Here is a 24723-nt window from a genome sequence, read left to right on the forward strand (position 1 = left end):
TAAGTTTAGTGTTACTATTTTTTGGCGCTATGTTTTTCTACTGATGTTCTTCTACTGTGAAGCCCGCTTTTTTCAGATCTTCCCAAAAGTAAGGATAAGATTTTTCAACTACCTGCATGTCTTCGATTTCTACCTCATCTATGAGTAGAGCGAGCGGCGCAAAGGCCATTGCCATGCGATGGTCTTCGTAAGTGGCAATCTTCACACGTTCAGGAAAATGAAGTTCATCTGTGTTTAGGGTATAAACCTGGTTGTCTTCTGTTAGGGTAACGCCGATTTTAGCAAGTTCATTTTGCAAAGCCGCAATGCGATCGGTTTCCTTTATTTTAAGTGTTTCCAAACCTGTAAATGCCATGTTTTTACCTAAGGCAGCTGCGATAACGATAATGGTTTGTGCCAAATCAGGGCATGTTTTCAAATCTAAGACTTGGTTGGATTCGAAATGCAGACCTAAATTGCTTATTTCAATGCCAGTCTCATTTTTAGTTGTTGCGATGCCAAAAATCTTCATTATTTTCTGGATTTGGCTATCGCCCTGTAAGCTCTTATCCTTTAAGGCTGGGAGGCTAATTTCGGCTTCATCTGCCAGTGCGGCAATACTATACCAATAAGATGCAGCGCTCCAATCTGGCTCAACAACTAATGTTGCTGGCTTAAAAGGCTGTGGTTTAATTGTGATCACGTTATTTACCCAACTATGTGAGATACCAACTTCCGCCAGCATATCTAAAGTCATATCTACATAAGGCTTTGAAGTAAGTTCGCCTTCTATTTCGAGCACCAAACCTTGGGGTAAAATGGGCGCAATCATCAGCAATGCTGATATATATTGGCTGCTTACATCGCCTTTAATCTTAACCGAAGCAGTTGTCTGGTGTAATGGACCAATGATATTTAGGGGTGGGAAACCATCGTTCCCGGCATAGGAAATATCGGCACCCAAAGATTTCAACGCTTCTGCAAGGATTCCAATTGGGCGTTGTTTCATCCGCTCGGTTCCCGTTAATAAAAAGTTGCCGTTCTTTGCAGATAAATAAGCTGATAGAAAACGCATAGCAGTACCTGCCGGGCCAACATCAACTGTTTTTGATTCTTGTATTTCTACTTCGAGCTCATCTTCCAAGGTGTTGAGGATTCCATTGAGTGTAACCGTATCGGCTGCGTTTGATAAATTTTCTACCTGAACCGTTTTCTTGCTTATCGCACTGATAATCAATGCCCTGTTGCATTCACTTTTAGAGCCTGTCAGCTGGATTTCAGTTTGTATATTCTTTGTTCCTTTGAAAGAAACCAAGGCATTTTTAGCCATTATTATTCGTGTTTTGCCGTTGTCAAATCCTCCTGGTAAGGAGTGGACTTTACCCAGCGCTTATTATTTTGTTTTTATCAAATCATAGCGAAACCAATGAATTGATTTCGCTATGAAGTGGGTTTTCGGTTTCGAATCTTTTTCAGACTGTTGCCCAAATACTTTACTTTGTAACTTCGTTATGTTGTTCTGCTGCAATGCCTTTTTCTACTTTGCCAGCATTCATAATTTCAGTTTGCTTACGGATAGATTCACCATGTACCAATTCTAAGAATTTCTCGGTGAAGTTCAAATCTAATTTAAGAGCTTTAGCAAAAGCATGACCTTTTTTGATGATGGCATCCCAGCGATTAACCTGTAAAATAGTTACTTGGTTATCGCGTTTAAACTCGCCAATTTTCTCAACGATCGACATTCTTTCACCTAATTTTTGAAGCAAGATATCGTCGATTTTATCTATCGACTTACGTAAATCGGCCAATTTATCAGCTGATGCTGCATTTGGCGCTTCAGGTTCGCGAACCGTTAAACGATCTACCAATTCTGAAAGCGCAGCTGGCGTAACTTGTTGTTTAGCATCTGTCCAGGCTACTGATGGATCAACATGCGATTCAATCATCAAACCTTGCATATCTAAATCCAACGCTTTTTGCGAGATGTATGGAATTAACTCACGGTTACCACAAATATGGCTTGGATCATTAATAATTGGTAAATCTGGGCATAGAGTTTTCAGTTGTATAGCCAGTTCCCACATTGGTTCGTTGCGAAAAGAACTTTTTTCGAAAGAAGAAAAACCACGGTGGATTGCACCAATTTTGGTTATTCCTGCTCCATTGATACGCTCAATGGCACCAATCCACAATTGCAAATCAGGATTTACCGGGTTTTTAATTAATACAGGAATATCATGACCTTTTAAAGCATCTGCAATTTCTTGCACAGTAAAAGGGTTAACAGTAGAGCGGGCACCAATCCAAAGAATGTCTACACCAGCAGCCAAGGCTTCCTCTACGTGTTTCGCATTTGCAACTTCCACAGCTGTTGGTAAACCTGTTTCTGCTTTAGCACGTTTCAACCACTCTAAACCAATACTTCCAATACCTTCAAACTCTCCCGGACGGGTGCGTGGTTTCCAGATACCTGCTCTTAATACAGATACTTTTCCAGTTGCAGCCAGCAAATGTGCCGTAGTAAGTAACTGTTCTTCCGTTTCTGCGCTACACGGGCCAGAAATTAATAATGGTTCGTTGTTTGTGTTTAACCAAGTGTTTAATGGTTGGATGTTTAAATTAAGTTTCATGATGATGAGGTTGTATTTTTTTAAAATGCTTTAGTTTATTTTTTTATATTCAGATGCTTTGATTCTTTGTCGCTTACACTTTATCATTTTTTTGGTATTCACCAAGAATATTAAAATTGGAAGTGTATTTAAGTGCTTTTCGAACGGCTTTGTCGTATTTGTCGGTACTTGGCCATTCTAAATCTACGTAGAAATAGTACTCGTTCCGCTTGCCCAATACAGGCATAGATTGTATTTTAGTTAGGCTTACCTCTTGTTCTGCAAAGATGTTTAGTACCGTTGCCAGCGAGCCAGCTTTATGCCCAACTTGAAAGCAGATTGATGCTTTATTGATTTTTTTGCCTTCATCCGTTTTATCTTTTTTAAGGATGAGGAAGCGGGTGTAGTTCTTTTTGTTTGATTCTACCCTGCGCTCCAAGATGTTTAAACCATAAAGTTCTGCAGCCAGATTGTTGGCAATGGCCATGGTATCTGTAAGTTTTTCCTCTTGAATGCGTTTTGCGCATGCGGCAGTATCATTACTCTCTACAATTTTAATGTGCGGATAGTCGTAAAAGAAATCGATACACTGGCGAATGGCGATAGGATGGGAAGTAACAGTTTTAACATCTTCAAATTTAACGCCTGGCAATGCCATTAAATGTAATTGAATAGGTAGATAAACTTCTCCAACTACCGAAAAACCATAATCGCGAATGAGCGTATAATTGGGTAGCAAACTACCTGCAATAGAATTTTCTATGGCCATGACCACGAAATCTGCCTCATTTTTTTCCAGCTTATCGCAAGTTTCTTTGAAGGAATTGCATTCTACCGTTTCGATGTTTTTACCGAAAAACTTGTATGCCGCTTCTTCGTGGAAAGATGCTTTGATACCTTGAATTGCTACTTTTTTTGTCGTGTCCATTTCCGCGTAAACAAAAAAGTCCCGGCTGTTGGCCGGGACTTTTTATACATTTTAATATTTTTATCTATCTTTTTGCATATTAGCCCCGGCTCTTACTAAAAAAGTAAAAGTAACCAAAGTAATATGTGTTAAAATTTTTCATTGTTCTTTTTGAATGAGCCAAATGTAGCAACAAAATTTAATTTGTCAATAGGAAATTCAAAATAATTTAAATAAAATTTAATTTTTTACAATACAGACTGTTTCTAACATGGGTATAAAAGTGCTGTTGAATGTTGTTTTGAGCATTCATCAACGATCTGAATAAATTTTTACTACAGCAAATTTCTAGTTCCAACATCAATAATCTATCCTTGCTCAATCGCATTCTAATATAGCTATCGGAAAATAACGGTGCCAAGCATTACAGCCCTTGGTGCAATAAACCTGATAGGAATGAAAATACTTTTTGTTGTGGCAATTTAACATAACTGCATTGATACTAACAAAAAGATTGTAATGGATAGCAGGGCAGGTTGAGCCAAAAAAATTCAACGTTCATTTTCAAACAAAAAAAAGGAATGGCTATAGCGGTAAAGCATGCTACCATAATACTGTATCATTAATTTTTATTGCTATGCAATTATAACTTTGCTTTGTTTTTGCTTTCAGCCTCATGCAATTCCTGCTGCATAATTTTAGCAATTTTAGTGCTGCCATCGTGGCTCCAGCCCGGCGGGTTGAAAATATATCTTATCTTATCGCTAAAATTTGGCGCTTTTTTTACATCGGCAGATAAGGCAATAAATTCATGAAAAATGATATTAACCGCCCCGGTATCTTTAGGTTGCGTGGTTAAGCCATATTTCACTTCATCTTCGGGCAGCTCTGCCTGGAAAGTACCAAACCACCGATCCCACAAGATTAAAACCATACCCATGTTTTTATCTAGGTAGCGCACATTGCTGGCGTGGTGTACCCTGTGGTGCGAAGGCGTTACAAAGATGTATTCGTACCACTTTGGAAACTTAATTTGATATTGCGTGTGCACCAAGTTGCCATAAATTTGCGTTACTAAATAAGCAAAAAGGATGTCTAACGCAGTAAAACCCATAAAGGCTAGCGGCAGGTAAAAAAATACGCGGTAAAGCGGTTCGAAAACTGTTGAGCGGAAGCCAGTGGTAAGGTTAAAGTGTTCTGAAGAATGATGGGTGACATGCATGGCCCAAAAAAAACGAACATAGTGGCCTACGGTATGTAAAAACCAATAGAGGAAATCTTGCGCTAAAATAAGCACCAACCAATATAACCACACATTTCCAATCTGAAAGAGCCGAAACTTATAGCAGTAATCCAGCAAAAAGAATGTTGCTGTTTTCATTCCAAGATTAATTACGACTGCCACCGTCATTAGGTAAATGTTGGTCCAGGTATCGCGTTTTGTATAAAGTTTTTTATCGTGCCTGTAGCTGATGTACATTTCTACGATTGTGAGCAGAATTACAAAGCCAAAGAGTGCACCAACAGAAATATCGCTACTTGAAAAATTCATTTTATAAACTATTATAATAGGCCAGGCTACTTAAAATATCTGAATCGGCAACGCGGCAATTGAACGTACATTTGCCGGTTGTTTCTAAAAGCGAAAACAAAATATTGCCGTCTTCATTCTTTTTATCGCTTTGCATTAAGGCCAGGAGGCTATCGAAACTTTCTTCCTTAATGTCGTATTTAGGGTAAAGCGATAAGATATATTCGCTAATGTCTTTAAGTTCGCTTTTTGTTAGCGTACTGTTTTTTATAGATAATGCTGCTTCACAAACAAAGCCGATTGCGATGGCCTCGCCATGGGTAAGCGGGTTCTCATCGTGGTCTAAAGAGTAGCTCTCCAGCGCATGGCCGATGGTGTGGCCAAAGTTTAAAATTTTACGGAGGTTTTTCTCTTGTGGATCAATGGTAACTACCTCATTCTTAATTTCTACAGATCTGTAAATGTGTGCTGCGGATGGGGTTTGGTAGTTACTGGTTTTTAGTTCTTCGTAGTAGGCTTTATCGTATATTAATCCATGTTTTATCATTTCGGCAAAGCCGGATAAAAGTTCTCTTTGCGGCAGGGTGGTCAAAAATTGGGTTTCAATAAAAACCATTTTTGGTAAAGAGAATGTTCCTACCATGTTTTTAACATGATCAATATCGATCCCTGTTTTTCCGCCCACAGAAGCATCAACTTGTGAGAGCAGGGTAGTGGGAATATTGATAAAATCGATACCGCGTTTGTATGTAGATGCGATAAACCCGCCCATGTCGGTTATTACACCTCCGCCTAAATTAATCAACAGACTTTTTCGGTCGGCTCCAAAATCTAAAAGGGTTTTCCAGATGCCAATACAGAAATCGATGTTTTTATTTTCTTCCCCTGCAGATGTTTCAATCAGATCGAAATCGGCAAAATCGTCCATTAGTGATTGAAAAACAGGCAAGCAGATTTCGCTGGTATGTTCATCTGCGAGAATAAAAACCTTACTATAGGTATTGCGCTCTAAAAGTGCTTTTAATGCGGTTAAATTGCTTTCGAAATAAAGCGAGTGGCCTGCACTGGTTAAAGTTTCCATTAAATTACTTCGATTTTATCTTGTCCAAAAGTGATGATATCGCCCACCCTAACTTTATAGCGTTTGCGAAATTCTACTTCTCCATTGCATTTCACCAAACCATCCATCACTGCCGCCTGTGCATCGCCGCCAGTGCCAACTAAACCCATTGCTTTTAGCAGCTGGATTAATGGAATAAACTCGCCTTCTAGTTTGAATTGTATCATTTTGCTGCAAAAATACGATTATTTACCTGTTTTTAATTTTTACAATCAATGCTTTTTATAATTTTGCATCCAACTGACTTATTAAACATTTTGTAATGCAATTATCTCCCAACAAGCAACCAAATTTCGATAATACGGAAATCGCTTTTCGTCAAAAAACCAATGCCGAATTAAAAAAGGCTTATTGGCTTTTCAAGATGATTGGGAGTAATTTTTTAACAAAAGTTGGTCCGCCAATAACCAACTTTTTTCTGAGTATTGGTTTGCCTATTCAAGGCGCTATCAAGGCAACCATTTTTCAGCAGTTTTGCGGTGGAGAAACCATTGCCGAATGCGACAAGGCCATTGCTCAATTAGCCAAGGGTGGTGTTGGAACCATATTAGATTATTCGGTTGAAGGAGAAGAAGAAGAAACGGTGTTCGATGAAACCTGTCAGGAGATTATCCGCACCATCTTGCGTGCCGAAGGCGATCTGCATATTCCCATCACCGTTTTTAAGGTTACCGGTATTGGGCGCTTTTCCCTTTTAGAGAAGTTAGATGCGAAGCAAACGCTTACTGCAGATGAAACTGCTGCATTTGAAAAGGTTAAAATGCGATGCGAAATGATTTGCCGAACGGCATTTGAGAAGCAGGTGCCAGTGATGATTGATGCAGAAGAAACCTGGATTCAAGATACAATAGATGAACTGGCGCTTGATATGATGCGCAAATTTAACCAGGAAAGGATTATCGTTTACAATACCTACCAAATGTATCGCCACGATAAGTTGGCAGACATGAAAGCCGACCACCTGATTGCTAAGGCAGCAGGTTTTGTACTTGGCGTGAAAATGGTGCGAGGAGCGTATATGGAGAAAGAGCGCAAACGTGCTGAAGAAATGGGTTATCCATCGCCAATACAGCCAGATAAGGATTCCTCAGATCGCGATTACAACGAATCTTTGCGTTATTGCGTAGATCATATTGATGAAATTGCGATTGTTTGTGGTACGCACAATGAAGATAGTAGTCGTCTGTTAACTTACCTGATGGATGAAAAAAAGGTACCGCACAACCACCCGCATGTGTATTTTGCGCAGTTGTTGGGCATGAGCGATAATTTAAGTTTCAACCTGGCCGATGCCAACTACAACGTAACTAAATATGTACCTTACGGACCAATTAAAGCGGTAATGCCATATCTGTTTAGAAGAGCACAAGAAAACACTTCGGTAGCAGGGCAAACTGGTCGGGAGTTGGGTTTAATTGAAAGAGAACTAAAACGTAGGTCGCTTAAATAAGATAAATTTGCGAAGCATTATTCAACTTAGAAAGATGCTTCGCAACATGGCTTCTACTAAATGATGCCGTTCGCTTTTAGGAAATTTTCCAGTTGAGCCGGCTTATCTGTCATTAATAGGGTCTGTAACCCCACCTTTTTTGCGCCTTCAATGTGTTGCGGACTATCATCAATAAAAAGGGTTTCTGCAGGATTTAAATTGTTTTCTTTTAGAACTTGCTCGAAAATGTTGGTATTCGGCTTTCTCAATTTCATCTGTTGAGAGAAATAAGCTTTCTCGAAAAAATCATCGTAGTTATTAAGCGTAAATGTCTGCTTCAAATAATTGATGATCCAATTATAATGAATTTCATTGTTGTTGCTTAATAAGAAGGTGCGGTATTTCTGCTTAACCGCAAGCAGTAAATCGTGATTTTCCTGGATAGTGCCAATTAACAAGCTATTCCAGGCGGCGTCGATCTCACTATCGCTTAAATCTGGATTTTTTGCGGCTTCCCTAATGCCATTGCGAAACGCTGCTGGAGAGATGGCCCCGGTTTCGAAATCATCAAATAAACGGTTATGGCTTTTGTGTGCAAAGAAGTTGGCAATATCACTAATACCGAGTTTCCTGAACGACTCTTGTGCAATTTCGAAATCAATGTCGAAAATTACGTTCCCATAATCAAATATAATGTTTTTAATGTGCTGCATCGGGTTTAATTTTCCGCAAATATCTTTAAAAATTTGATAATAAAAATAGGTGTTTAGTAAGCTAATCAAATAGCTGGTGTAAACTAATTGTCTGGTGTGTTCCGAAATAGTAATCTCAAGAACTGGCTTTGGCAGCCTTGATAGATTTGGTGTAGATTACTATCTGCTTAAAATAAACCTACCTTTCTTTCTTATTTATCAACTAATTAGCGAAGTTTATCTATTGAAAGGATTACCTAATCTACTTGTGTTAATCTTTGGTTGTTTGATTACTATTTTTATGATATCACATCTCTAACCACATATGTTATGACAGGCGTAATTACAGCTTACAATAAACAACGAGGTTTTGGCTTAATCTCTCAGGAAATGGTAGTTAATGGTATATACTTCGATATTGCCGATTGTAAGGCCAGGGGTTTATATGTTGGCAGTGAGGTAGAATTTGAAATTGCGACGACGAAAAGAGGTGTGGTAGCAAAGAACATAACCGGAATGCCACGGCTGAGATTACGCAGAAAGCCAATAGCCGAAAAGCTGTCAGAGCTATAACCATCAATACTACAACTGCAGGTTGTAAATGCCCCGTTTCTACATTGTGCTATAATATTTTGTGTAGCTTACCGAAATGGATGATAAGGTAAATCTGATATTAGGGATATTTTTTATAGTAAGTGGTATTATCGTATTCTGGATAATCTTTGCCGGAAAGAAAATATAATTCATCTTCAAGTCTAGAATAAATCTATAATTACTCTTTTTTGTGATAAAAGCTTAAAACTGCAAACCATTTAACAAAATAGATGTTAAATGCTCGGGCATCTGCTTAAAATGCCCTTTGTTTTAAATATGCGTTTAGGTACTGTAAAATTTTACGACAAGGAAAAAGGCCTTGGTCTTATCACACCATCAAACGGTGGCACCGATTTTCGTTTCTCATCTTCCGGATTACTAGATCCGATAGAGCCAAATAACATTGTACTTTTTGATATTCACTTTGTAGAAAAACGTGTTGAAGCCATCGATGTGAAGGTTTTAGCGAGTTAAAATTTTTCTTTGTTAGATATTTTTACAGGATGAGTTGTGATGGCTATCGTGTTTAGCATGGGTTTAATTTTAGGTTGCAAAATTATCAAGGATTATTAGTGTGTGTTAGGTTTGGAAACATAAACTGCAGCAGGATAAATTGAATTTATAATGAGCAATCCTGATGTTTGTGGCAATTTCAATCGAAGCAGAAGATTAGTAAATTCATTTATGTAAGTTTGATTCCGATTTAGTTAACGCAGAGCTCGGGGGAATCTTTAAGCGCTCATTGAGGTTATATTTCTATGAAGAAGATTTCAGGCACATTACCAACTAATACTGCAAAGAAACGCTGTTTACTGGCAAGGTATCAACAAAGCGGCTAAAAAAGTGAGGTTAATGTGTGCTTTGCATTGCACAGGGTATTTACAATAGCTGTAAATGTAGGGGTAAATCTTTGAGGAAGCACAGGTTTGGTAAACAACCGTTCAAAAAGCATCGGGAAACCTAAATCGTTTTGCTAATATTGTAACCTTGCAGCCAGCGAAGCATCTAACAATTAGCAATATGTTGCAGAAGCCCAGTTACCAAAATGATAGAACTCGAAGTTATTAAGGGAACCTTTAAAAGAGAAAGAGCATTGCGAGCCAAACATGCAATGCGTATTTTAGTCATTACCAAAGCAGACGGTTTTTTATGCATGAATTCTGGCGACTATCCACTAAAAGAGGGTCGCATTTTTTTTATTCCCGAGGAGGGATTAGTAAGGATTGAGGGAGAAATTGAGTCTGGCTATTGGTTAACATTCAGCAGCTTTTTATATGCGGAATTTTTGATGCAACACTTGGATCCTCAGGCGAAAAACCTTTTCCTTAAGTTATCATACAGAGATTTAGAAGGGCAAAAGCTTAAAAAGACCTATAGTTTAATTGCGCAACTTAAGAAGGAAATCGAAGCTGAGAAAGATGCCCAGTTTCTTGCTCAGTACCTCTCATTGTTTTTAGGCTTCACATCTAATTTTGATGGTTACCTTGCTGCGCTTACGCTTGATGAACTCCAGAATGTGCTGCGTTTTAAAGCCATTTTAGAACATTATTTCAGAAAAGAGCGTTCCATACAATTTTATGCAGAAGGTATGGGCATGAGTCCACGTCGGTTAAATTCATTTCTAGACCGGGTGTTGGGGAAAAGCCTAACGGTGCTGGTAAAAGACAGAATTATGCGGGAAGCAGAAGAACTGCTGCTTAACAGCGATTACACGGTTGAAGAAATTTCGAACATGTTAGGTTTTGAACAAACAACCAGCTTTAACAGTACTTTCAGACGATATAAGGGCATATCTGTCCTTCAGTTTAGCAACCTCGGATAAATTGAAAATTGATGCGGTTGTTAAAGAAAATACATCATCGATATTATTCTCTTCTCGATAAAAGGTTTTCCCGACCTCGAGCATTGCTTGCAATTGCGCCTAACGCGTAAGGTTTTGCTAACGGTTATCTACATTTCAGCCGCATCAATTTCAAGTTGCTAAATTATAAAAACTTGTTTGCAATTAACACAATTGGGCAGATAATCGACAAAAATAAAGTGATAAATGTCAATTAAATTACTTAACGATCAACTTTGCGCCAAGCCAATTATACCTGTTTCCTGATCTGTATTGCCCAAATTATACCTTGGAAACGGTTCATCGAAATGTTATAAGCTCGTCGCTAATAAGGTTTCGGTGTGTGATCTTGAGTTAACTTTCTACTGATTTAGAGGACGAGAATATTTAAAGCGCTTAATCCTCGAAGAGATACCCACTGTAAGCCAGGCCTTTGGCTACGCTCTTAAAATTGTCGCCAGAATTAAGGGGGATATGTGGAAATTTATTCTTAAAAAGCTGCTGTACCGAAGCAACCATAGACGTACCGCCAGTTAAGAATAAGCAATCGACATCATCAAAACGGATATTATTGGCGGTCATAAACTGTGCTAAATAACTTTCAATTTTTTGAATATCCCTATCGATGATCTGGTTATACCGGTGAATATCGACAGTTTCCGCGATCTTAATCCCCATTTGGCTATAGGTAAAATGTGTCTCTTTTTCGGCTGATAGGAGAATCTTGGTTTTTTCGATCGACCTGAAAACTGAATAACCTAAATTATTGTCTACCAAGGTAATCAGGTTTTTAAATTGCGGATCGAATTTCGAATAGTAGTAATAATCTTCCATTTCTTTTTTGATTTTCAGGCCGTTAAAGAAATTCATTTTATCCCAGGTACAAATATTGGCAAAAAGCGATTTAGGCACATGGAGTACTTTTCCTGGTGTAGCTTCGTAGGTGGTGTTTTTACCAAAATAAGGCGTGCCTACTTCCCACATGAAAGCCGAATCCAAACTATCTCCGCCAATATAAATGCCACCAGATGCAATCATATCGTTCTTCCTATCTTTGCTGCCCACCTTAGTCGGATCCAGGATTAGGTACGTGAAGTCGGTAGTACCGCCACCTAAATCTGCCACCAACACTCTTTCTTTTTTGGTGATGGTTTTTTCATAAGCAAAGGCGGCGCCAATTGGTTCGAACTGGAAGCGAATATCTGTGAAGCCAGCCATTTCTGCCGCTTTCTTTAATCTGCTTTGCGCTAATGTATCTTTGGAGGTGTTATCATCATCGAAAAAAACCGGTCTGCCAATAACAGCCTTGGTGCAATTTTCACCAATCAGCATATCGGCTTGCTCTTTTAGCCCTTTTAAGATCAAGGCAACCAGGTCTGATGCATTGTAGCGCTGATTGTGGATCCTTGTTTCTGTAAATGTTGAGCGGGATAGAATTTGTTTCACCGATTTAATAAAGCGACCATTCATGCCATCGTTAATGTAGGCATCAATAGCCTTATCGCCAATAACATAGCTTCTACCATTATCGAAAGATTTTGCCTCGGTGAAATAAATCAACGACGGGATGGAAATGGTCTCGATGATTTCTTTCTTTTGTTCGTCGTAAATGGAAAGTGCAGAGTTGGTTGTTCCAAAATCTATTCCGTACAGAAACTGGGGCATGATTAATTTACTTAAGTGTTAGGGTTACGTTATATTAAGCGGAAAAAATTGATTGAACAGAACTACCGCTGTGCAACGGGAGGGAAGCAAACGTATAGTTTTAAGCGTTTAATGCAAACATAAATATTTTGCCTTGCCTGGCCTAAGTATTTTTGAATTTTTATTGCTCTGCTTGCTTTAAATCACACAAATTACGTAGATTTCTAGAACTCGAACAATAAATTTATATTCGATTTGTATATTTAATAATACAGATAAAGGGGGTGGAATTACCCTTTTTTTAGAAATTTTAATTTATTTGGATGTTTAATGTATATATTTACATTGTTAGAATTAAATCAACGGGACGATTTAGATTAAAACATTAGGCCTTTCTTAATTGAAGGGCCTTTTTTATTGATTTTACCCAGGCGTGAATCGCACATGAAAGCACTTCGTACCATACTTATGTCTTAGCGTGAGATCGTCAAATGTTTGTAAATACTATTTTCTGTAATGGATGAATTATTTGAAAATAAGTGTTTAAATTCTATCTTCGCACCGTCAATAACGATTCCGTAGCTCAGCTGGTAGAGCATTACACTTTTAATGTAGTGGTCCTGGGTTCGAATCCCAGCGGGATCACCAGAGCCTCTAACGAAAGTTGGAGGCTTTTTTTCGTAACCAGAATTCGATCCCGGGTTCAATTTGTAAAAGGCTCAAGGTTATGTTCGGGGTTGCGGTCTGAGCCAAGCCCGGCAGCAACCACAGCAAGACTTTGCTTTCCTTCCCCGATACTTTATTTATCATCCCCAAAATGTTAATCCTTTTTTTTAAAACCATTAATCGCATCTCGAGGTTATCAATAAAAAACAAAGACTATGATACATACAGATTCAACCGATCCAAAGGATCACAACGACGAAGAAGAAAGTGGGCAGACGAGGAAAAGCCCAAATGAGCAGGAAGATTTAGAAGATAACGATGTACAGCGTGGGCTCACCGGCGAAACGGATGATGAAGAAGATGTGGGCGGCGATTTAGCTGGCAACGCATCGGGTAACGGCTAGTCTGCCGAAAAGCTTTACTTAAACCACTACACTTAACCCAGAAGAGGTTGTGATCTTAAAAGGATTCAACCTCTTTTGTTTTTATAAATTGTTTTATCATCTGCTACTAAAGCACACACAATCTAGAAAACGTGAGATAGCCAGGTTCAGCTGGCAATCTTCTGCTTGCGCTTTTGCAAGTCTGCAATAGGCTGTAATCTGTATCTGTTAGCATAGCCAGTTACATAAGCTGGGAAATATCGGTTGGTTTAAATTATAACAATCGTATATCGCCATAGAAACAATTTTTTCCTATCATATCTATTCCCATATAAGTTATAAACAAAATTCATTATAGCTAATTTCATGTTTAACAGTAGGTTAGCTTTGGTTGTAAGTTAACTATCAACAATACATTGTTTTGCTAATATTTTTAGTAATTTTGATCAACAAAGCATTCCATGTTATGATTAGAGAACTAGAGATACCAACTAACAATTTGCTCGATACCCTTGAAAACCCCGGTCGCGTATCGGGCTTCATCTCTCCTGCAGAAGACTATAAACAGCGGAGATTACATATTGCAGAGCGGATAGTGAGCGATCCCACCAATACCTTTTACTTTGAAGCTGATGACGACCAGATGCGATATTTTGGTATCATGAAAGGAAGCATTCTCATCGTTGATAAATCGGTTAAAGTAACTTCGGGCATGTTAATCGTTTGTTGTATTGATGATGAATGGCTCACCCGTAAACTCCTAATTAATGGCGCAAATACCTATTTGTGTGTTAATGATGGCATGGATGCCTGTATGAACATTACAGGCAAAACCATAACGGTATTTGGTGCCGTAACCTGGACTTGTTTACCTCACGCCAAGCAAAATCATGTTCGCACTGGCAGATTGTAATAATTTTTATGTCAGCTGCCACCGCTTGTTTCAACCGCAATGCAATGGCGTTCCGGTGGTGGTGTTAAGCAATAACGATGGCTGCGTAATTGCCCGAAGTAATGAGGCGAAAGCCTGCGGCATTGCTATGGGTGCGCCATTTTTCAAAATCAGGGCCGAAATTGAGCAATACAACATTGCCGTGTTTAGCAGTCATTATACTTTATATGGCGACATCAGCGCCCGGGTAATGACTAACCTTGCCCGGTTTACGCCAAATGTTGAAGTTTATAGTATTGATGAATGTTTTCTCGGATTAAACGGGTTCGATAACCTGAACGTTTACGCGAATGAAATCAGAAATACAGTGATCAATAATACCGGAATCCCCATTAGTGTAGGGGTAGCACCTACCAAAGTGCTGGCTAAAGTTGCCAACAAAACTTCAAAGAAACACCATGGTGTAATGGTATTGCAAACTGAAGATGAAATTGAGAGCGCCCTGGCAGATTACCCGGTAGAAGATTTATGGGGCGTTGGCAAGCAATTCGCACATAAATTAATTAGAGGAGGCATAGAAACGGCAGCACAATTTAGGGCATTACCGGTAGATTGGGTGCAAACCCACATGACGGTGGTAGGCGTGCGGCTGTGGCGAGAACTCTGGGGCGAAAGTTGCATTCCCCTAAAAACCATGCTCGACCCAAAGAAAGGCATGTGCACCAGCAGGGCGTTCGGCAAATTAACCGGCGACTACAGTCAGCTGAAAGAAGCCACGGCGAATTATGCCGCCCGTTTAGCCGGGAAGTTGCGCAGGGAACAATTATGTACTACCGTGTTGTCGGTCAGGTTACTTACGAACAAATTTATAGATCAGGAATTACAAGCCTATCCGTCTATCACCATACCACTTGCGCACCCCATCAACAATACCACTGAAATGATTCAGGCGGCGCTATGGGGACTGAAAAAAATCTTTTTGCGGGGCTACATGTACCAGAAGGTTGAAGTAAACGCCACAGGATTAATTCCTGAAAGTGAAGTGCAGCTAAATATGTTTGCAGCATTTAAAGGCGCAAAATACAATAAGGTTTCTCAAGTACTAGATCAGTTGAATACCCATTACGGAGCCGGCACTTTACGCATGGCAGGAGAGGGCCACAACCAGAAATGGACCATGAAACGGGGCTTTCTAAAGCCGCATTATACCACCAATTGGAACGATATTATCAAAGTAAAATAAGATGAAAGAATTACTCGATTTAATTAAACGATATTTGCTTAAGGAAGCCAGCAGGCTGAACCAGATTAACGAAGAACCAAAACCAAGATCGGCGAAGAAGTAAAAAACCATTACGAGGCGCTACTTGTTATGTGCTTTAAACAGCTATCATGTGCGCCAGATATACACTTACCGCCGAGGAAAAGGAAATTTTAAAAAACCATCCACATCAAATACAAGGAGAGTGGACACCAAACTACAACCTGGCTATTACACAGAAAGGATTGGTCATCACTGCAGATGAACCTGATATTATCCAGCAAATGGCTTTTGGTATTGTGCCTTATTTTGCCGAAAGTTTAAAACTTACCCGCGACACCTGGAACATTAAAAGCGAAACTGCAATGGAAAGTAAGTTGTGGCGACCTTTGTTGGTTAACCATAAAACCTGCCTGGTACTGGCCGATAGCTTTTACGAATGGAAAGAATTTGGCAAAGGGGAGAAACAGCCTTATCGTTTTACCGTGAAAGACAGAAAGCTGTTTTGCTTTGCCGGATTATGGTCGCAGTGGGTTGACCCGGAAACGAATGAGAAATTCCGCACCTATGGCATCCTCACTACAGAAGCGAATACTCTGGTGGGCGAAATTCATGCTAAGAAACGCATGCCAGTTATTTTAACTAAACAGGAAGAAGCAATTTGGCTTAGTAAAATATTACCCATTGCCTCAAAAATGTTGGTGCTAGACACCTTTCCAGAAGGCCTAATGAAAAGAGAAATGGTAAGCAAAAGAGTTAACGCGGTATCTACATTGAAGAAACCAAATAACGACTCCGATTTATTACTTCCTTTAAATACAGATGATGATTTGTAACCGCTCCGCGGGATGTGCCACGCCAGGGCTTAGTTGCCAGGCGGTTTTGAGCTATGCATGGTGAAACGAGCTGGATTTATGTTCATTAACTCACGATTAAATTATTGGTACTCGAAAAAGTATTTACAGTTAATCAGGGAAATACTTATATTTTAGATGCTCATTTTCGAGTATAATTAATATCTTAGGTTGCTAAATTATTAGATATGCTCATTTCTGGATTATTAACAAACCCTCGTATTTTTGAACTTCTCAACCAGTTTGCATTAGCCTTATCCAACCGAATCAGAAGACCTTTTATAGTTGAAACTTACAATGAAGCAATTGGGTTATTAAATGCTTTAAATCAAGATTTGGAAAGAGGTGACTTACTAAATCAATATATAGGTAATGATTCGAATTTATAAACCGACCGAAAATGAAGGGCGAGGGCATAGCAGGCGTTTGGGCAAAGTGAATGCTCAGTGCCCAGCCTCAACCTTTGTATTTCGAATTCCGTCCTTCGCAAAGCGGCAAACCTTAGCTGGAACTAAACACACATTCGAAAACAATCACAGATGAAACTAAGACTTACCTTGACAATTATTATGACAGCAATATTCATAATAAGTAAAGCACAGACAATTGACAGTATTGAAGCCAAAGCAAATTATGGTTCTAAAATAAGTGACGTACAACTTCTAATGGAGTTAGAAAATATAGATTATTACAAAGTTCAATTTAAGAACTCCTCTAAAAGTCGTTATCTGCATTTAGTTACAAAAGAATATTGGAATGGAAAAGTAACAAAATGCGACACGTTATTGACCGCAGAATACGCAAAAGAAAATTTCAAACTTAAGGAAAATGATACGAGCTCAACTTTGTCTCTTATCACTAAGCCTTTAGGCGACAGTGTTCTTTTCAATTATAGATTTTTAGGAATGAGTTTATCAAGAAAATATAGGCGAGCAAAAAGTGATCAATATAGCTTGAGGGACGGATTAGTAACAAACGAAAAGTTCAAGAAAATCCCTACAGATAAAATAATTCCGTTGTTTGTTTATTCCTTGCCATACGAAGACCCTAAGCAACCAGGCTATCTATTTTATTGCGCTTTGACGGCAAACGGTGTGCCTCCTGAACAATGGTGGGAGAAATATAAAGTGCGACACTACATCGTGCTTGAAATGAAAATTATAACACAATAAATTAACTGCAGCTGACATGTTATCGCACTCTTTGGGTAAATGTGGGTAACTCAACTTTAATTTCAACTAAATTTTAGCAATTGATACGAATTTTTGCGCTTTGATTTATGCCACTGCTCCAAGCATTAGAAGCTATATTACAATAGTAGCATACCTAATACACGATAACAAAATGAACTAGAAATGACAATAAAAGAAGCTATTTTAAGAAGCCTAGATGAGATTAACAATTTGACAAATTATTTGGAGATACATCATCATATAATTAAAAACAATTACTATGATTTTGGACCAGCAAAAACGCCTGACTCAACAATTTCGGCTTTACTTGGCGACTTTATTCGCAATGGAGACACAAGAGTAAAAAGGATAAAACAGGATGGAGGGAGCTATTCTTATTACCTAACAAAAAACGAGCAGAACATTGGCGTCGACATTTTAAGTGGAGACAACGAAATCTTGGCTATAAAGCCATTAAAGGTAAGTAAATCTAAAATTTACGAGGAGCGTGATTTACATAAATTGTTGAGTAGTTACTTAAAAAATACCGATACTTACTCAAAAACTATTTTTCACGAACAATCAAATGGCAAAGACAGTAATCAAATTTGGACACACCCAGATATGGTTGGAATTAAGTTCTTGCATCTACAGACAAAAGCAAGCCAAAACTTTTTAAAATCAATAAATCGTGTTGATACTTTTAAATTGAGTTCTTACGAACTGAAAAGAGAGATCAACAGCGACAGTGAACTCAAAAAAGCATTTTTTCAAGCGGTTTCAAATTCAAGTTGGGCTAATTACGGGTATTTAGTTGCATTTGAGTTTAGCGATAGTTTAAATGAAGAAATGGCAAGGCTTAATCAATCTTTCGGAATTGGAATTATCGAACTAAACGCAAATCCTTATCAAAGCAAAGTACTATTTCCAGCAGTTTATAGAGATTTAGATTTTAAGACTATTGACAAACTTTGTAAGATGAATAAGGAGTTTGAAAAATTCATCGAACAGACTGAAAAACTAATGACTGCAAGTGAAAAATATGTATCCGGAGCAGAAAAAGAACTAGACGAATTTTGTGACGGCTACTTTGCAAACGACACAGAAGTTGAAAGTTATTGCAAAGAAAAACATATTCCGGCAAACGAACAATGAGAAGAACTTTTCCCTAAGACGAGAATTTAACAACATTAAGGCTGAAGCGCTTTTATAAAAGATTTATACAACGTTCACCTGTAGTAATTCTATTTAACCATTGCGCTAAAAATCCGATCATTGCTTTGTATTTTAATAATACGAATTACCAAAAGCTAGTTCCCTAAATTATTCCTCCTCATAGCATGTGCAAAACGTATAACATGATTGGTTCGCTTTCGACCTTGAAAATTCATTTGAAGGAGAATAATATTCATGACTTCAACTCTCTGAAAGAAGTGCTGACCTTCAAAACTTCCTATTTAACCATTAGAAACCAATTAATTGCAACCCATGAGCAGCTTATTGAGGATGAGAAAAATTCGCTGGATGTAGATTTAAATCGGTTAGGTACAACGATTAAAATAGAAACAAAACAGGCAAAGGAAAGATTGATGATGGAGATTGATGACCTTAAGCAACAGTTAGAAGAATCGATTAGCAATAAATGGACAAGCAGGATTATCGGCCTTAGAAGAAAAATCATAAATTGGAACAATAATAGAAGACTCCGAAACAAAGAAAAAAATTTTAACGAAGAAGTAATAAAATCGATCAGGCATTTATTGGAGATACAACAAATTAAAAGAAATCGGTTCAACTATATAATTGCACAGTTTAGTAAGGCTGTTTTAGAGAGTGCACAAACTGCATTGTCTGAAGTTGATAGAAAGAAATCAGTTATTGAGGAATCAAGCAATTATATTTATGGCGCAATAGGGGAGCAGAAAGTTGTAAAAACATTGGAGGCCCTTTCTGATGATTACTATTTAATAAATGATTTTAAGCTTTCTTTCGAACCAGCAATTTACAATAAACGAGATCAGCATTACATAAAATCTATCCAAGTCGACCATTTACTTGTCGCACCTTCAGGCATATTTCTAATTGAAACAAAAAACTGGAGTGAGAAATCATTGCAGAATTTAGATTTGCGTTCGCCGGTTGAGCAAATCAGAAGAAGTAGTTACATCTTGTTTAAAATGCTTAACAATGAACTCAGCAACTTTAATCTTAATTTAGACAACCATCATTGGGGTACAAAAAAACTCCCTATTAAAAACCTAATTGTTTTAATAAACACAAAACCGAAAGAAGAATTTCAGTATGTAAAGGTTCTAACTTTAAAAGAGTTACTTAGCTATGTCAACTACTTCAAGCCAATATTTTCGCCAGGTGAAACCAAACAAATTGCCGATTTCTTGTTAGCGACTTGATCTAAGATTTACTTAAATTCACATGCTTAGCAGTCGCTACAATCATTGAAATTAGCCATCAGATAGCCTAAAGTGCAGTTTTTGGTTACAAAAAAACCCTTCAGTAGAACTGAAGGGTTTGTGGGCCCAGCTGGGCTCGAACCAGCGACCAAAAGATTATGAGTCTTCTACTCTAACCAACTGAGCTATAGGCCCCGAAAAAAGCTGTGCTTTTTTGCGAGTGCAATGTTACAAATTTGCATTCAATTATCGAAAAAGTTTCTTTTAAAATTTTCAATATTTTTTTATAAAACTCATTTTCAGTCAATTATTGCTCCTCATTTCAGTGGTTTTATTCTCTTATTTTGGCAACAGCATGAACGGATATATACCAGCGAAGTAAAATTAGCTGCGGCTAAAATTATTGTTAGCGGTCGCAAATCGCTTTTTATCAAATTAAGCGTATTTTTATCTGCGATTATCGCAAACAATTTTGTGATTTTAATATTTATAGAAAATGAATTTCCACCATCAGGATATCAACTTACAAACTAACGCACACCCATGAACTATAAACAATTGCAGGAAGAAGTAGAAAAGCATGTTAGCGATTACTTCCATACCCACCAAGATCCGCGATTGGTTTACCATAATTTAGCACATACCAAAGAGGTTGTAGAAGCCGCCCAACAAATCGCCAATCATTATCAGTTAAATGAGGAAGATTATTTTGCGGTAACCGCTGCGGCCTATTTCCATGATACCGGATATTTTGAAGATGTAGCGCACCACGAAAAAAAAGGTGCTGAACTGGCTGATCGATTCCTAAGCGGAAAACAGGTAGATGCCCACGTAATCAAAAATGTTAAGGCGGCAATCCTGTCGACTAAAATTCCGCAAGCGCCAAAAACGCAGATCGAGAAAATTCTTTGTGATGCCGATTTATTCCACCTTGGATTGCCAGACTTCCGCAAAAAAGGTAAGTTGATGCACAAAGAGGTGGCATTGCTACACAAGAAAGACATCAGCAAAACAGAATGGCGAAAGAACGACATCCAGTTTATGGAGGTACACCATTACCATACTGATTATGCAGTTTTGTTGCTCCAAGATCAAAAGCTGGAAAACATCAAGAAGCTAAAAAGCAAGCTTACGGCGCAGGAAGAGATCGAAACTGAACTGGCAGAAACGACTCCTGTTATTCCCGTGATCCAGGATAAAAAGAAGGGCAAAGGCGATCGGCCAGATAAAGGCATCGAAACCATGTTCCGGATTACATCGACCAACAACCAAAGATTGAGTGATATGGCCGATAATAAAGCGCATATCCTCATTACAGTTAATTCCATCATGCTTTCGTTAATTGTAAGTTTGCTCCTGCGCAGGCTAGAAGATCATGGGAACCTCATCATCCCCACATTTATTTTACTTATTGTTAGTTTAACCTGCGTGGTTGTGTCCATTTTGTCTACTCGTCCATCCATCCCGGAAGGAGAATTTTCCCAGCAAGACCTGGCAGATAAAAAGGTAAACTTATTGTTTTTTGGCAATTTCTATAAGATGAGTTTGCCCAGCTATACCGAGGGGATGATAAAGGTGATGAATGATAAGGATTTTTTATATGGTACGCTCATTAAAGACGTATATTCACAAGGCGTGGTGCTTGGCCGTAAATACAAGCTCATTCGTTTGGCCTACAATATTTTTATGTGGGGATTAATTGCTGCCGTTTTTGCCTTTGTAATTGCGTACGCTGCCTATGGTAAATTGTAATGGCGAATATGGGTTCCACTTCCTTTTTTAACAGAGATTTAAGCTGGCTTAAATTTAATGAGCGCATTTTGATGGAAGCCGAGCGTACATCGGTACCCGTACTGGAGCGCATTAAATTTCTATCGATCTTTTCTTCCAATCTGGATGAATTTTATCGCGTGAGAATGCCGGTCTTATTGGCTTTGGAAAAACTAAGTAACCGGGAAGATAATGATATTAAGATAGATGAACATTTATTGCTTAGCGCCAATAGCCTTATTTCCGAGCAGCAACAGCGTTATGGTACAGCGCTAAAAAATTCCATTATCCCATCACTTTCATCTAATGGGATAAACCTGGTATATGGCCACTCTTACCCTACATCCGTTCAGCAAGATGTCACTTCCTATTTTCTAAGTCAGGTCTTGGCCTTTTTACAGCCGGTATATATTGATGACAATACCGATTTTTTTCCATCGAATAACGAGCTCTATTTCTTAATTACCTTAAAGCGAAATGAAGCAGAACAGGTTGTGGTGTTAAACATTCCATCAACCGAATTGCCCCGATTTTACCAGGTGGTAACCAATGATGAAACCGTTGTGGTGTTTTTAGATGATATTATCCGTTACCATTTAGATCGTATTTTTCCAGGCGATAAAGTAACCGGATGCTTTAGTTTCAAAATTACCCGTGATGCGGAAATTGATTTAAAAGACGAATACTCTGGAAGCTTGTCAGACCAGCTGGAGAAACAGCTATCAAAACGCGATTTAGGCTTCGCCACGCGGTTTTTGTATGCACCGGGGATCCCAAAGCATGTGCTTAAATTAGTCCGCAAGACATTTAACCTTAAAAAAGCCAATAATATCGAAGGCGGACAATACCACAACCTTAAAGACCTGATGTCCTTTCCGGTAAAATCTGCACCACTTTCAAATGCCGCCTGGCCTAAACTTTGCAACACCAATGTTATAGATGGCACGCTAACCGCTGCCATAGAAAAGAAAGACATTATGGTGCACACGCCTTACCAAAGTTACGATAGTGTGCTCCGCTTCTTCAATGAGGCTGCGGTTGATGAAACTGTAAAAGAAATTTACGTAACGCTCTATCGGGTGGCCAGCGATTCGAAGATTGTAAATGCTTTAATTAGCGCTGCAAAAAACGGCAAGAAGGTTAAGGTTTTGGTAGAGCTTAAAGCCCGTTTTGATGAGGCCAACAACATCAAATGGGCAAAGAAAATGAAAGCCGTTGGCGTAGACATTATTTACAGCGTTACCGCCTTAAAAGTCCATGCCAAAGTGGCTTTGGTAAAAAGATTGGTAGATGGTAGGATGCGTTATGTGGGCCTTTTTGCTACAGGGAATTTTAACGAAAGTACGGCAGCATTTTATACCGATCATATTTTAATGACGGCCAATAAGGAGATGCTCCGCGAAGTAGAGTTATTGTTTATGTTTTTGTCTAAGCGCATTAAACCAACAGCCGATACATTTATCGATTTTAAAGTGCTTTTGGTAGCACAGTTTAATTTGCAGGAGAGATTCTTATCGCTAATTGATCGGGAAATTGCTTCTGCCAGAGCGGGAAAACCTGCATCTATTACCATCAAAATGAATAACCTCGAAGAGAAAGTTTTAATTGATAAACTTTACGAGGCATCCACCGCAGGTGTAAAAATCGATTTAATTGTAAGAAGCATTTGCCGATTAGTACCGGGATTAAAGGGCCAAAGCGAAAATATAACCATTACCAGAATTGTTGACCGTTACCTGGAGCATGGCAGAATTTTTGTTTTCCATAACCTGGGCCAAACCGAGCTTTATTTAGGTTCTGCAGACTGGATGAACCGGAATATTTACCGGAGAATAGAGGTTTGTTTTCCAATTTACAGCGAGGAAATTAAAGAAGAAATTTTAGAGATCATTAATATTCAAAAACACGACAGCGCCCAGGCTGTTACTATAGATGCGCACATGAACAATGTTCCGGTAAGCGTAACCAAAACGCCGTTGGCTTCACAGCTCGGCATCTATAATTATTTAAAAAATAAGCATAATTCAATCAATGATGACTAAAAAAACAAAATCTGCCGCTATATTAGGATTTTTAGTAAGTGCCTTTGTAGGTAGCTCATGTGTAAACGAAAAGCACGGAAATGATCCTGCAGCTGCAGAGCAGACCGAGCAAAGTGCAAATTCAGAAACTAGTATCCCTTACGATTTATCGAGACCAGAAAAATTTAACATGCCGCAAAATTTGTTTGAAATTTCTGGAATTACTTTCTACAAGGGCGATTCTAAAACAATTTACGCTATCCAGGATGAAGATGGCGATTTATTTAACCTGGCATTGGGGGATAAGTCTTCGAAGTTTACCAAATTTGGTGGTAGCGGAGATTACGAGGATTTGGCAATCATCGATGATCATTTTATCGTGTTGAAAAGCAATGGTGAACTGCATACTTTCCCAATGAAAGGCATTGATCAGCCTGAAGCAAGCAACGTAGTTAAAACAAAAGATTTGGTTCCAAAGGCAGAATATGAAGGCTTGGCAACCGATGAGGAAGCAGGAATGGTTTACATTTTAGATAAGGAAGTTAAAAAGGGCAAAGCCGACGGAAATACAATTTATGCCTTTAAATTTGACGGTGGTAAATTTACACCCGGTGCAACAACAACACTTTCTTTCAAAGAAATTGGCAAACTTGCTGGCGAATCGAAAATGAAATTTCGTCCTTCGGCATTAACAAAAAATCCTTTAACGGGTGAGTGGTATATCATCTCATCTATAAATAAATTATTGGTAGTTACAGATGCAGATTTTAAAATTAAAGCCACTGCACCACTTAAAGGCGATAACTTTAACCAGCCAGAAGGAATTGCTTTTGATAAGGCCGGTAATTTATACATCTCTAATGAAGGTGGAACCCTGGCTGCTGGCAATGTGCTTAAATTTAGTTTAAAGAAATAATTGAAAGTTTACGTAATAACAATTCATAT

General features: G+C 38.5%; 23 protein-coding genes and 2 tRNA genes. 16 read left to right on the plus strand and 9 right to left on the minus strand.

The window, feature by feature from the left end; translation table 11 throughout:
• Nucleotides 1-37 precede the first annotated feature (37 nt).
• From aroA to OQ268_RS10505, 6 genes are all read right to left on the minus strand, one after another.
• Complete coding sequence (gene aroA / locus OQ268_RS10480; protein ID WP_265856077.1) at nt 38-1309, minus strand: 3-phosphoshikimate 1-carboxyvinyltransferase; 1272 nt, start codon at nt 1307-1309, stop codon at nt 38-40.
• A gap of 163 nt (nt 1310-1472) precedes the next feature.
• Nucleotides 1473-2612, minus strand: coding sequence for a chorismate mutase (locus OQ268_RS10485; RefSeq protein ID WP_265856078.1), 1140 nt, complete (start codon nt 2610-2612; stop codon nt 1473-1475).
• A gap of 73 nt (nt 2613-2685) precedes the next feature.
• Complete coding sequence (locus OQ268_RS10490; protein ID WP_265856079.1) at nt 2686-3519, minus strand: prephenate dehydratase; 834 nt, start codon at nt 3517-3519, stop codon at nt 2686-2688.
• A gap of 622 nt (nt 3520-4141) precedes the next feature.
• A complete protein-coding gene (locus OQ268_RS10495; protein WP_265856080.1) occupies nt 4142-5050 on the minus strand; it encodes a sterol desaturase family protein in 909 nt (302 codons plus the stop codon).
• A 1-nt stretch (nt 5051) separates the two neighbouring features.
• A complete protein-coding gene (aroB, locus tag OQ268_RS10500) occupies nt 5052-6110 on the minus strand; it encodes a 3-dehydroquinate synthase (protein WP_265856081.1) in 1059 nt (352 codons plus the stop codon).
• A complete protein-coding gene (locus tag OQ268_RS10505) occupies nt 6110-6316 on the minus strand; it encodes an RNA-binding S4 domain-containing protein (protein ID WP_265856082.1) in 207 nt (68 codons plus the stop codon). Before OQ268_RS10505 ends, aroB begins: the two co-directional genes overlap by 1 nt.
• Before the next feature lie 95 nt (nt 6317-6411).
• Here OQ268_RS10505 and OQ268_RS10510 point away from each other — a divergent pair, with 95 nt between their 5' ends.
• Nucleotides 6412-7599 (plus strand): proline dehydrogenase family protein, encoded by a 1188-nt coding sequence (locus tag OQ268_RS10510; RefSeq protein ID WP_265856083.1) that lies wholly within the window; start codon nt 6412-6414, stop codon nt 7597-7599.
• 56 nt (nt 7600-7655) lie between these two features.
• Here OQ268_RS10510 and OQ268_RS10515 read toward each other — a convergent pair whose 3' ends face one another.
• Nucleotides 7656-8291 carry an HAD family hydrolase gene (locus OQ268_RS10515; protein WP_265856084.1) on the minus strand — a complete coding sequence of 212 codons (636 nt, stop codon included), beginning with the start codon at nt 8289-8291 and terminating at the stop codon, nt 7656-7658.
• A 309-nt stretch (nt 8292-8600) separates the two neighbouring features.
• Between OQ268_RS10515 and OQ268_RS10520 the strand changes: the two genes are divergently transcribed.
• The 3 genes from OQ268_RS10520 to OQ268_RS10530 all read left to right on the plus strand — a co-directional run bounded on the left by OQ268_RS10520 (nt 8601) and on the right by OQ268_RS10530 (nt 10686).
• Nucleotides 8601-8843: a cold shock domain-containing protein gene (locus OQ268_RS10520; protein ID WP_265856085.1), complete on the plus strand. Its 243-nt coding sequence runs from the start codon at nt 8601-8603 to the stop codon at nt 8841-8843.
• Nucleotides 8844-9101: 258 nt separating this feature from the next.
• Nucleotides 9102-9338 carry a cold-shock protein gene (locus tag OQ268_RS10525; RefSeq protein WP_265856086.1) on the plus strand — a complete coding sequence of 79 codons (237 nt, stop codon included), beginning with the start codon at nt 9102-9104 and terminating at the stop codon, nt 9336-9338.
• 571 nt (nt 9339-9909) lie between these two features.
• Nucleotides 9910-10686 carry a helix-turn-helix domain-containing protein gene (locus OQ268_RS10530; protein ID WP_265856087.1) on the plus strand — a complete coding sequence of 259 codons (777 nt, stop codon included), beginning with the start codon at nt 9910-9912 and terminating at the stop codon, nt 10684-10686.
• Between the two features lie 414 nt (nt 10687-11100).
• Here OQ268_RS10530 and OQ268_RS10535 read toward each other — a convergent pair whose 3' ends face one another.
• Nucleotides 11101-12369 carry an Hsp70 family protein gene (locus OQ268_RS10535; RefSeq protein WP_265856088.1) on the minus strand — a complete coding sequence of 423 codons (1269 nt, stop codon included), beginning with the start codon at nt 12367-12369 and terminating at the stop codon, nt 11101-11103.
• 551 nt (nt 12370-12920) lie between these two features.
• Here OQ268_RS10535 and OQ268_RS10540 point away from each other — a divergent pair.
• The 9 genes from OQ268_RS10540 to OQ268_RS10580 all read left to right on the plus strand — a co-directional run bounded on the left by OQ268_RS10540 (nt 12921) and on the right by OQ268_RS10580 (nt 19987).
• Nucleotides 12921-12996: transfer RNA gene (locus tag OQ268_RS10540), tRNA-Lys, on the plus strand.
• A gap of 233 nt (nt 12997-13229) precedes the next feature.
• Nucleotides 13230-13418, plus strand: coding sequence for a hypothetical protein (locus tag OQ268_RS10545; RefSeq protein ID WP_265856089.1), 189 nt, complete (start codon nt 13230-13232; stop codon nt 13416-13418).
• Between the two features lie 445 nt (nt 13419-13863).
• A complete protein-coding gene (locus OQ268_RS10550; RefSeq protein ID WP_265856090.1) occupies nt 13864-14310 on the plus strand; it encodes a S24 family peptidase in 447 nt (148 codons plus the stop codon).
• Complete coding sequence (locus OQ268_RS10555; protein WP_265856091.1) at nt 14288-15532, plus strand: Y-family DNA polymerase; 1245 nt, start codon at nt 14288-14290, stop codon at nt 15530-15532. Before OQ268_RS10550 ends, OQ268_RS10555 begins: the two co-directional genes overlap by 23 nt.
• Nucleotides 15533-15681: 149 nt before the next feature.
• Nucleotides 15682-16386 carry an SOS response-associated peptidase gene (locus OQ268_RS10560; protein ID WP_265856092.1) on the plus strand — a complete coding sequence of 235 codons (705 nt, stop codon included), beginning with the start codon at nt 15682-15684 and terminating at the stop codon, nt 16384-16386.
• Nucleotides 16387-16592: 206 nt separating this feature from the next.
• Complete coding sequence (locus OQ268_RS10565) at nt 16593-16793, plus strand: hypothetical protein (RefSeq protein WP_265856093.1); 201 nt, start codon at nt 16593-16595, stop codon at nt 16791-16793.
• Nucleotides 16794-16943: 150 nt separating this feature from the next.
• Nucleotides 16944-17576, plus strand: a complete 633-nt coding sequence (locus OQ268_RS10570; RefSeq protein ID WP_265856094.1) for a hypothetical protein — start codon at nt 16944-16946, stop codon at nt 17574-17576.
• A gap of 183 nt (nt 17577-17759) precedes the next feature.
• Nucleotides 17760-18731, plus strand: a complete 972-nt coding sequence (locus OQ268_RS10575) for a hypothetical protein (RefSeq protein WP_265856095.1) — start codon at nt 17760-17762, stop codon at nt 18729-18731.
• Nucleotides 18732-18934: 203 nt separating this feature from the next.
• Entirely contained in the window at nt 18935-19987 is a 1053-nt protein-coding gene (locus tag OQ268_RS10580; RefSeq protein WP_265856096.1) for a nuclease-related domain-containing protein, read from the plus strand.
• Nucleotides 19988-20108: 121 nt separating this feature from the next.
• On the opposite strand, the gene OQ268_RS10585 is transcribed toward OQ268_RS10580, so the two are convergent.
• Nucleotides 20109-20182: transfer RNA gene (locus OQ268_RS10585), tRNA-Ile, on the minus strand.
• A 348-nt stretch (nt 20183-20530) separates the two neighbouring features.
• Between OQ268_RS10585 and OQ268_RS10590 the strand changes: the two genes are divergently transcribed.
• From OQ268_RS10590 to OQ268_RS10600, 3 genes are read left to right on the plus strand one after another with little or no spacing between them, the layout of a single operon-like run.
• Nucleotides 20531-21739 carry a Pycsar system effector family protein gene (locus tag OQ268_RS10590; protein WP_265856097.1) on the plus strand — a complete coding sequence of 403 codons (1209 nt, stop codon included), beginning with the start codon at nt 20531-20533 and terminating at the stop codon, nt 21737-21739.
• Nucleotides 21739-23799, plus strand: a complete 2061-nt coding sequence (gene ppk1, locus OQ268_RS10595) for a polyphosphate kinase 1 (RefSeq protein WP_265856098.1) — start codon at nt 21739-21741, stop codon at nt 23797-23799. Before OQ268_RS10590 ends, ppk1 begins: the two co-directional genes overlap by 1 nt.
• On the plus strand, nt 23789-24694 hold the full coding sequence (locus OQ268_RS10600) for an SdiA-regulated domain-containing protein (RefSeq protein ID WP_265856099.1): 906 nt from the start codon (nt 23789-23791) through the stop codon (nt 24692-24694). Before ppk1 ends, OQ268_RS10600 begins: the two co-directional genes overlap by 11 nt.
• The last annotated feature ends 29 nt before the right edge of the window (nt 24695-24723 follow it).

This window comes from Pedobacter sandarakinus (assembly GCF_026240095.1).
Classification (GTDB): domain Bacteria; phylum Bacteroidota; class Bacteroidia; order Sphingobacteriales; family Sphingobacteriaceae; genus Pedobacter; species Pedobacter sandarakinus.

What these genes read in the sequence shown, in the direction of transcription:
- aroA (WP_265856077.1), bottom strand. Translation starts at nt 1,309, where the DNA reads ATGGCTAAAAATGCCTTGGTTTCTTTCAAAGGAACAAAGAATATACAA.
- OQ268_RS10485 (WP_265856078.1), bottom strand. Translation starts at nt 2,612, where the DNA reads ATGAAACTTAATTTAAACATCCAACCATTAAACACTTGGTTAAACACA.
- OQ268_RS10490 (WP_265856079.1), bottom strand. Translation starts at nt 3,519, where the DNA reads ATGGACACGACAAAAAAAGTAGCAATTCAAGGTATCAAAGCATCTTTC.
- OQ268_RS10495 (WP_265856080.1), bottom strand. Translation starts at nt 5,050, where the DNA reads ATGAATTTTTCAAGTAGCGATATTTCTGTTGGTGCACTCTTTGGCTTT.
- aroB (WP_265856081.1), bottom strand. Translation starts at nt 6,110, where the DNA reads ATGGAAACTTTAACCAGTGCAGGCCACTCGCTTTATTTCGAAAGCAAT.
- OQ268_RS10505 (WP_265856082.1), bottom strand. Translation starts at nt 6,316, where the DNA reads ATGATACAATTCAAACTAGAAGGCGAGTTTATTCCATTAATCCAGCTG.
- OQ268_RS10510 (WP_265856083.1), top strand. Translation starts at nt 6,412, where the DNA reads ATGCAATTATCTCCCAACAAGCAACCAAATTTCGATAATACGGAAATC.
- OQ268_RS10515 (WP_265856084.1), bottom strand. Translation starts at nt 8,291, where the DNA reads ATGCAGCACATTAAAAACATTATATTTGATTATGGGAACGTAATTTTC.
- OQ268_RS10520 (WP_265856085.1), top strand. Translation starts at nt 8,601, where the DNA reads ATGACAGGCGTAATTACAGCTTACAATAAACAACGAGGTTTTGGCTTA.
- OQ268_RS10525 (WP_265856086.1), top strand. Translation starts at nt 9,102, where the DNA reads ATGCTCGGGCATCTGCTTAAAATGCCCTTTGTTTTAAATATGCGTTTA.
- OQ268_RS10530 (WP_265856087.1), top strand. Translation starts at nt 9,910, where the DNA reads ATGATAGAACTCGAAGTTATTAAGGGAACCTTTAAAAGAGAAAGAGCA.
- OQ268_RS10535 (WP_265856088.1), bottom strand. Translation starts at nt 12,369, where the DNA reads ATGCCCCAGTTTCTGTACGGAATAGATTTTGGAACAACCAACTCTGCA.
- OQ268_RS10545 (WP_265856089.1), top strand. Translation starts at nt 13,230, where the DNA reads ATGATACATACAGATTCAACCGATCCAAAGGATCACAACGACGAAGAA.
- OQ268_RS10550 (WP_265856090.1), top strand. Translation starts at nt 13,864, where the DNA reads ATGATTAGAGAACTAGAGATACCAACTAACAATTTGCTCGATACCCTT.
- OQ268_RS10555 (WP_265856091.1), top strand. Translation starts at nt 14,288, where the DNA reads ATGTTCGCACTGGCAGATTGTAATAATTTTTATGTCAGCTGCCACCGC.
- OQ268_RS10560 (WP_265856092.1), top strand. Translation starts at nt 15,682, where the DNA reads ATGTGCGCCAGATATACACTTACCGCCGAGGAAAAGGAAATTTTAAAA.
- OQ268_RS10565 (WP_265856093.1), top strand. Translation starts at nt 16,593, where the DNA reads ATGCTCATTTCTGGATTATTAACAAACCCTCGTATTTTTGAACTTCTC.
- OQ268_RS10570 (WP_265856094.1), top strand. Translation starts at nt 16,944, where the DNA reads ATGAAACTAAGACTTACCTTGACAATTATTATGACAGCAATATTCATA.
- OQ268_RS10575 (WP_265856095.1), top strand. Translation starts at nt 17,760, where the DNA reads ATGACAATAAAAGAAGCTATTTTAAGAAGCCTAGATGAGATTAACAAT.
- OQ268_RS10580 (WP_265856096.1), top strand. Translation starts at nt 18,935, where the DNA reads ATGATTGGTTCGCTTTCGACCTTGAAAATTCATTTGAAGGAGAATAAT.
- OQ268_RS10590 (WP_265856097.1), top strand. Translation starts at nt 20,531, where the DNA reads ATGAACTATAAACAATTGCAGGAAGAAGTAGAAAAGCATGTTAGCGAT.
- ppk1 (WP_265856098.1), top strand. Translation starts at nt 21,739, where the DNA reads ATGGCGAATATGGGTTCCACTTCCTTTTTTAACAGAGATTTAAGCTGG.
- OQ268_RS10600 (WP_265856099.1), top strand. Translation starts at nt 23,789, where the DNA reads ATGATGACTAAAAAAACAAAATCTGCCGCTATATTAGGATTTTTAGTA.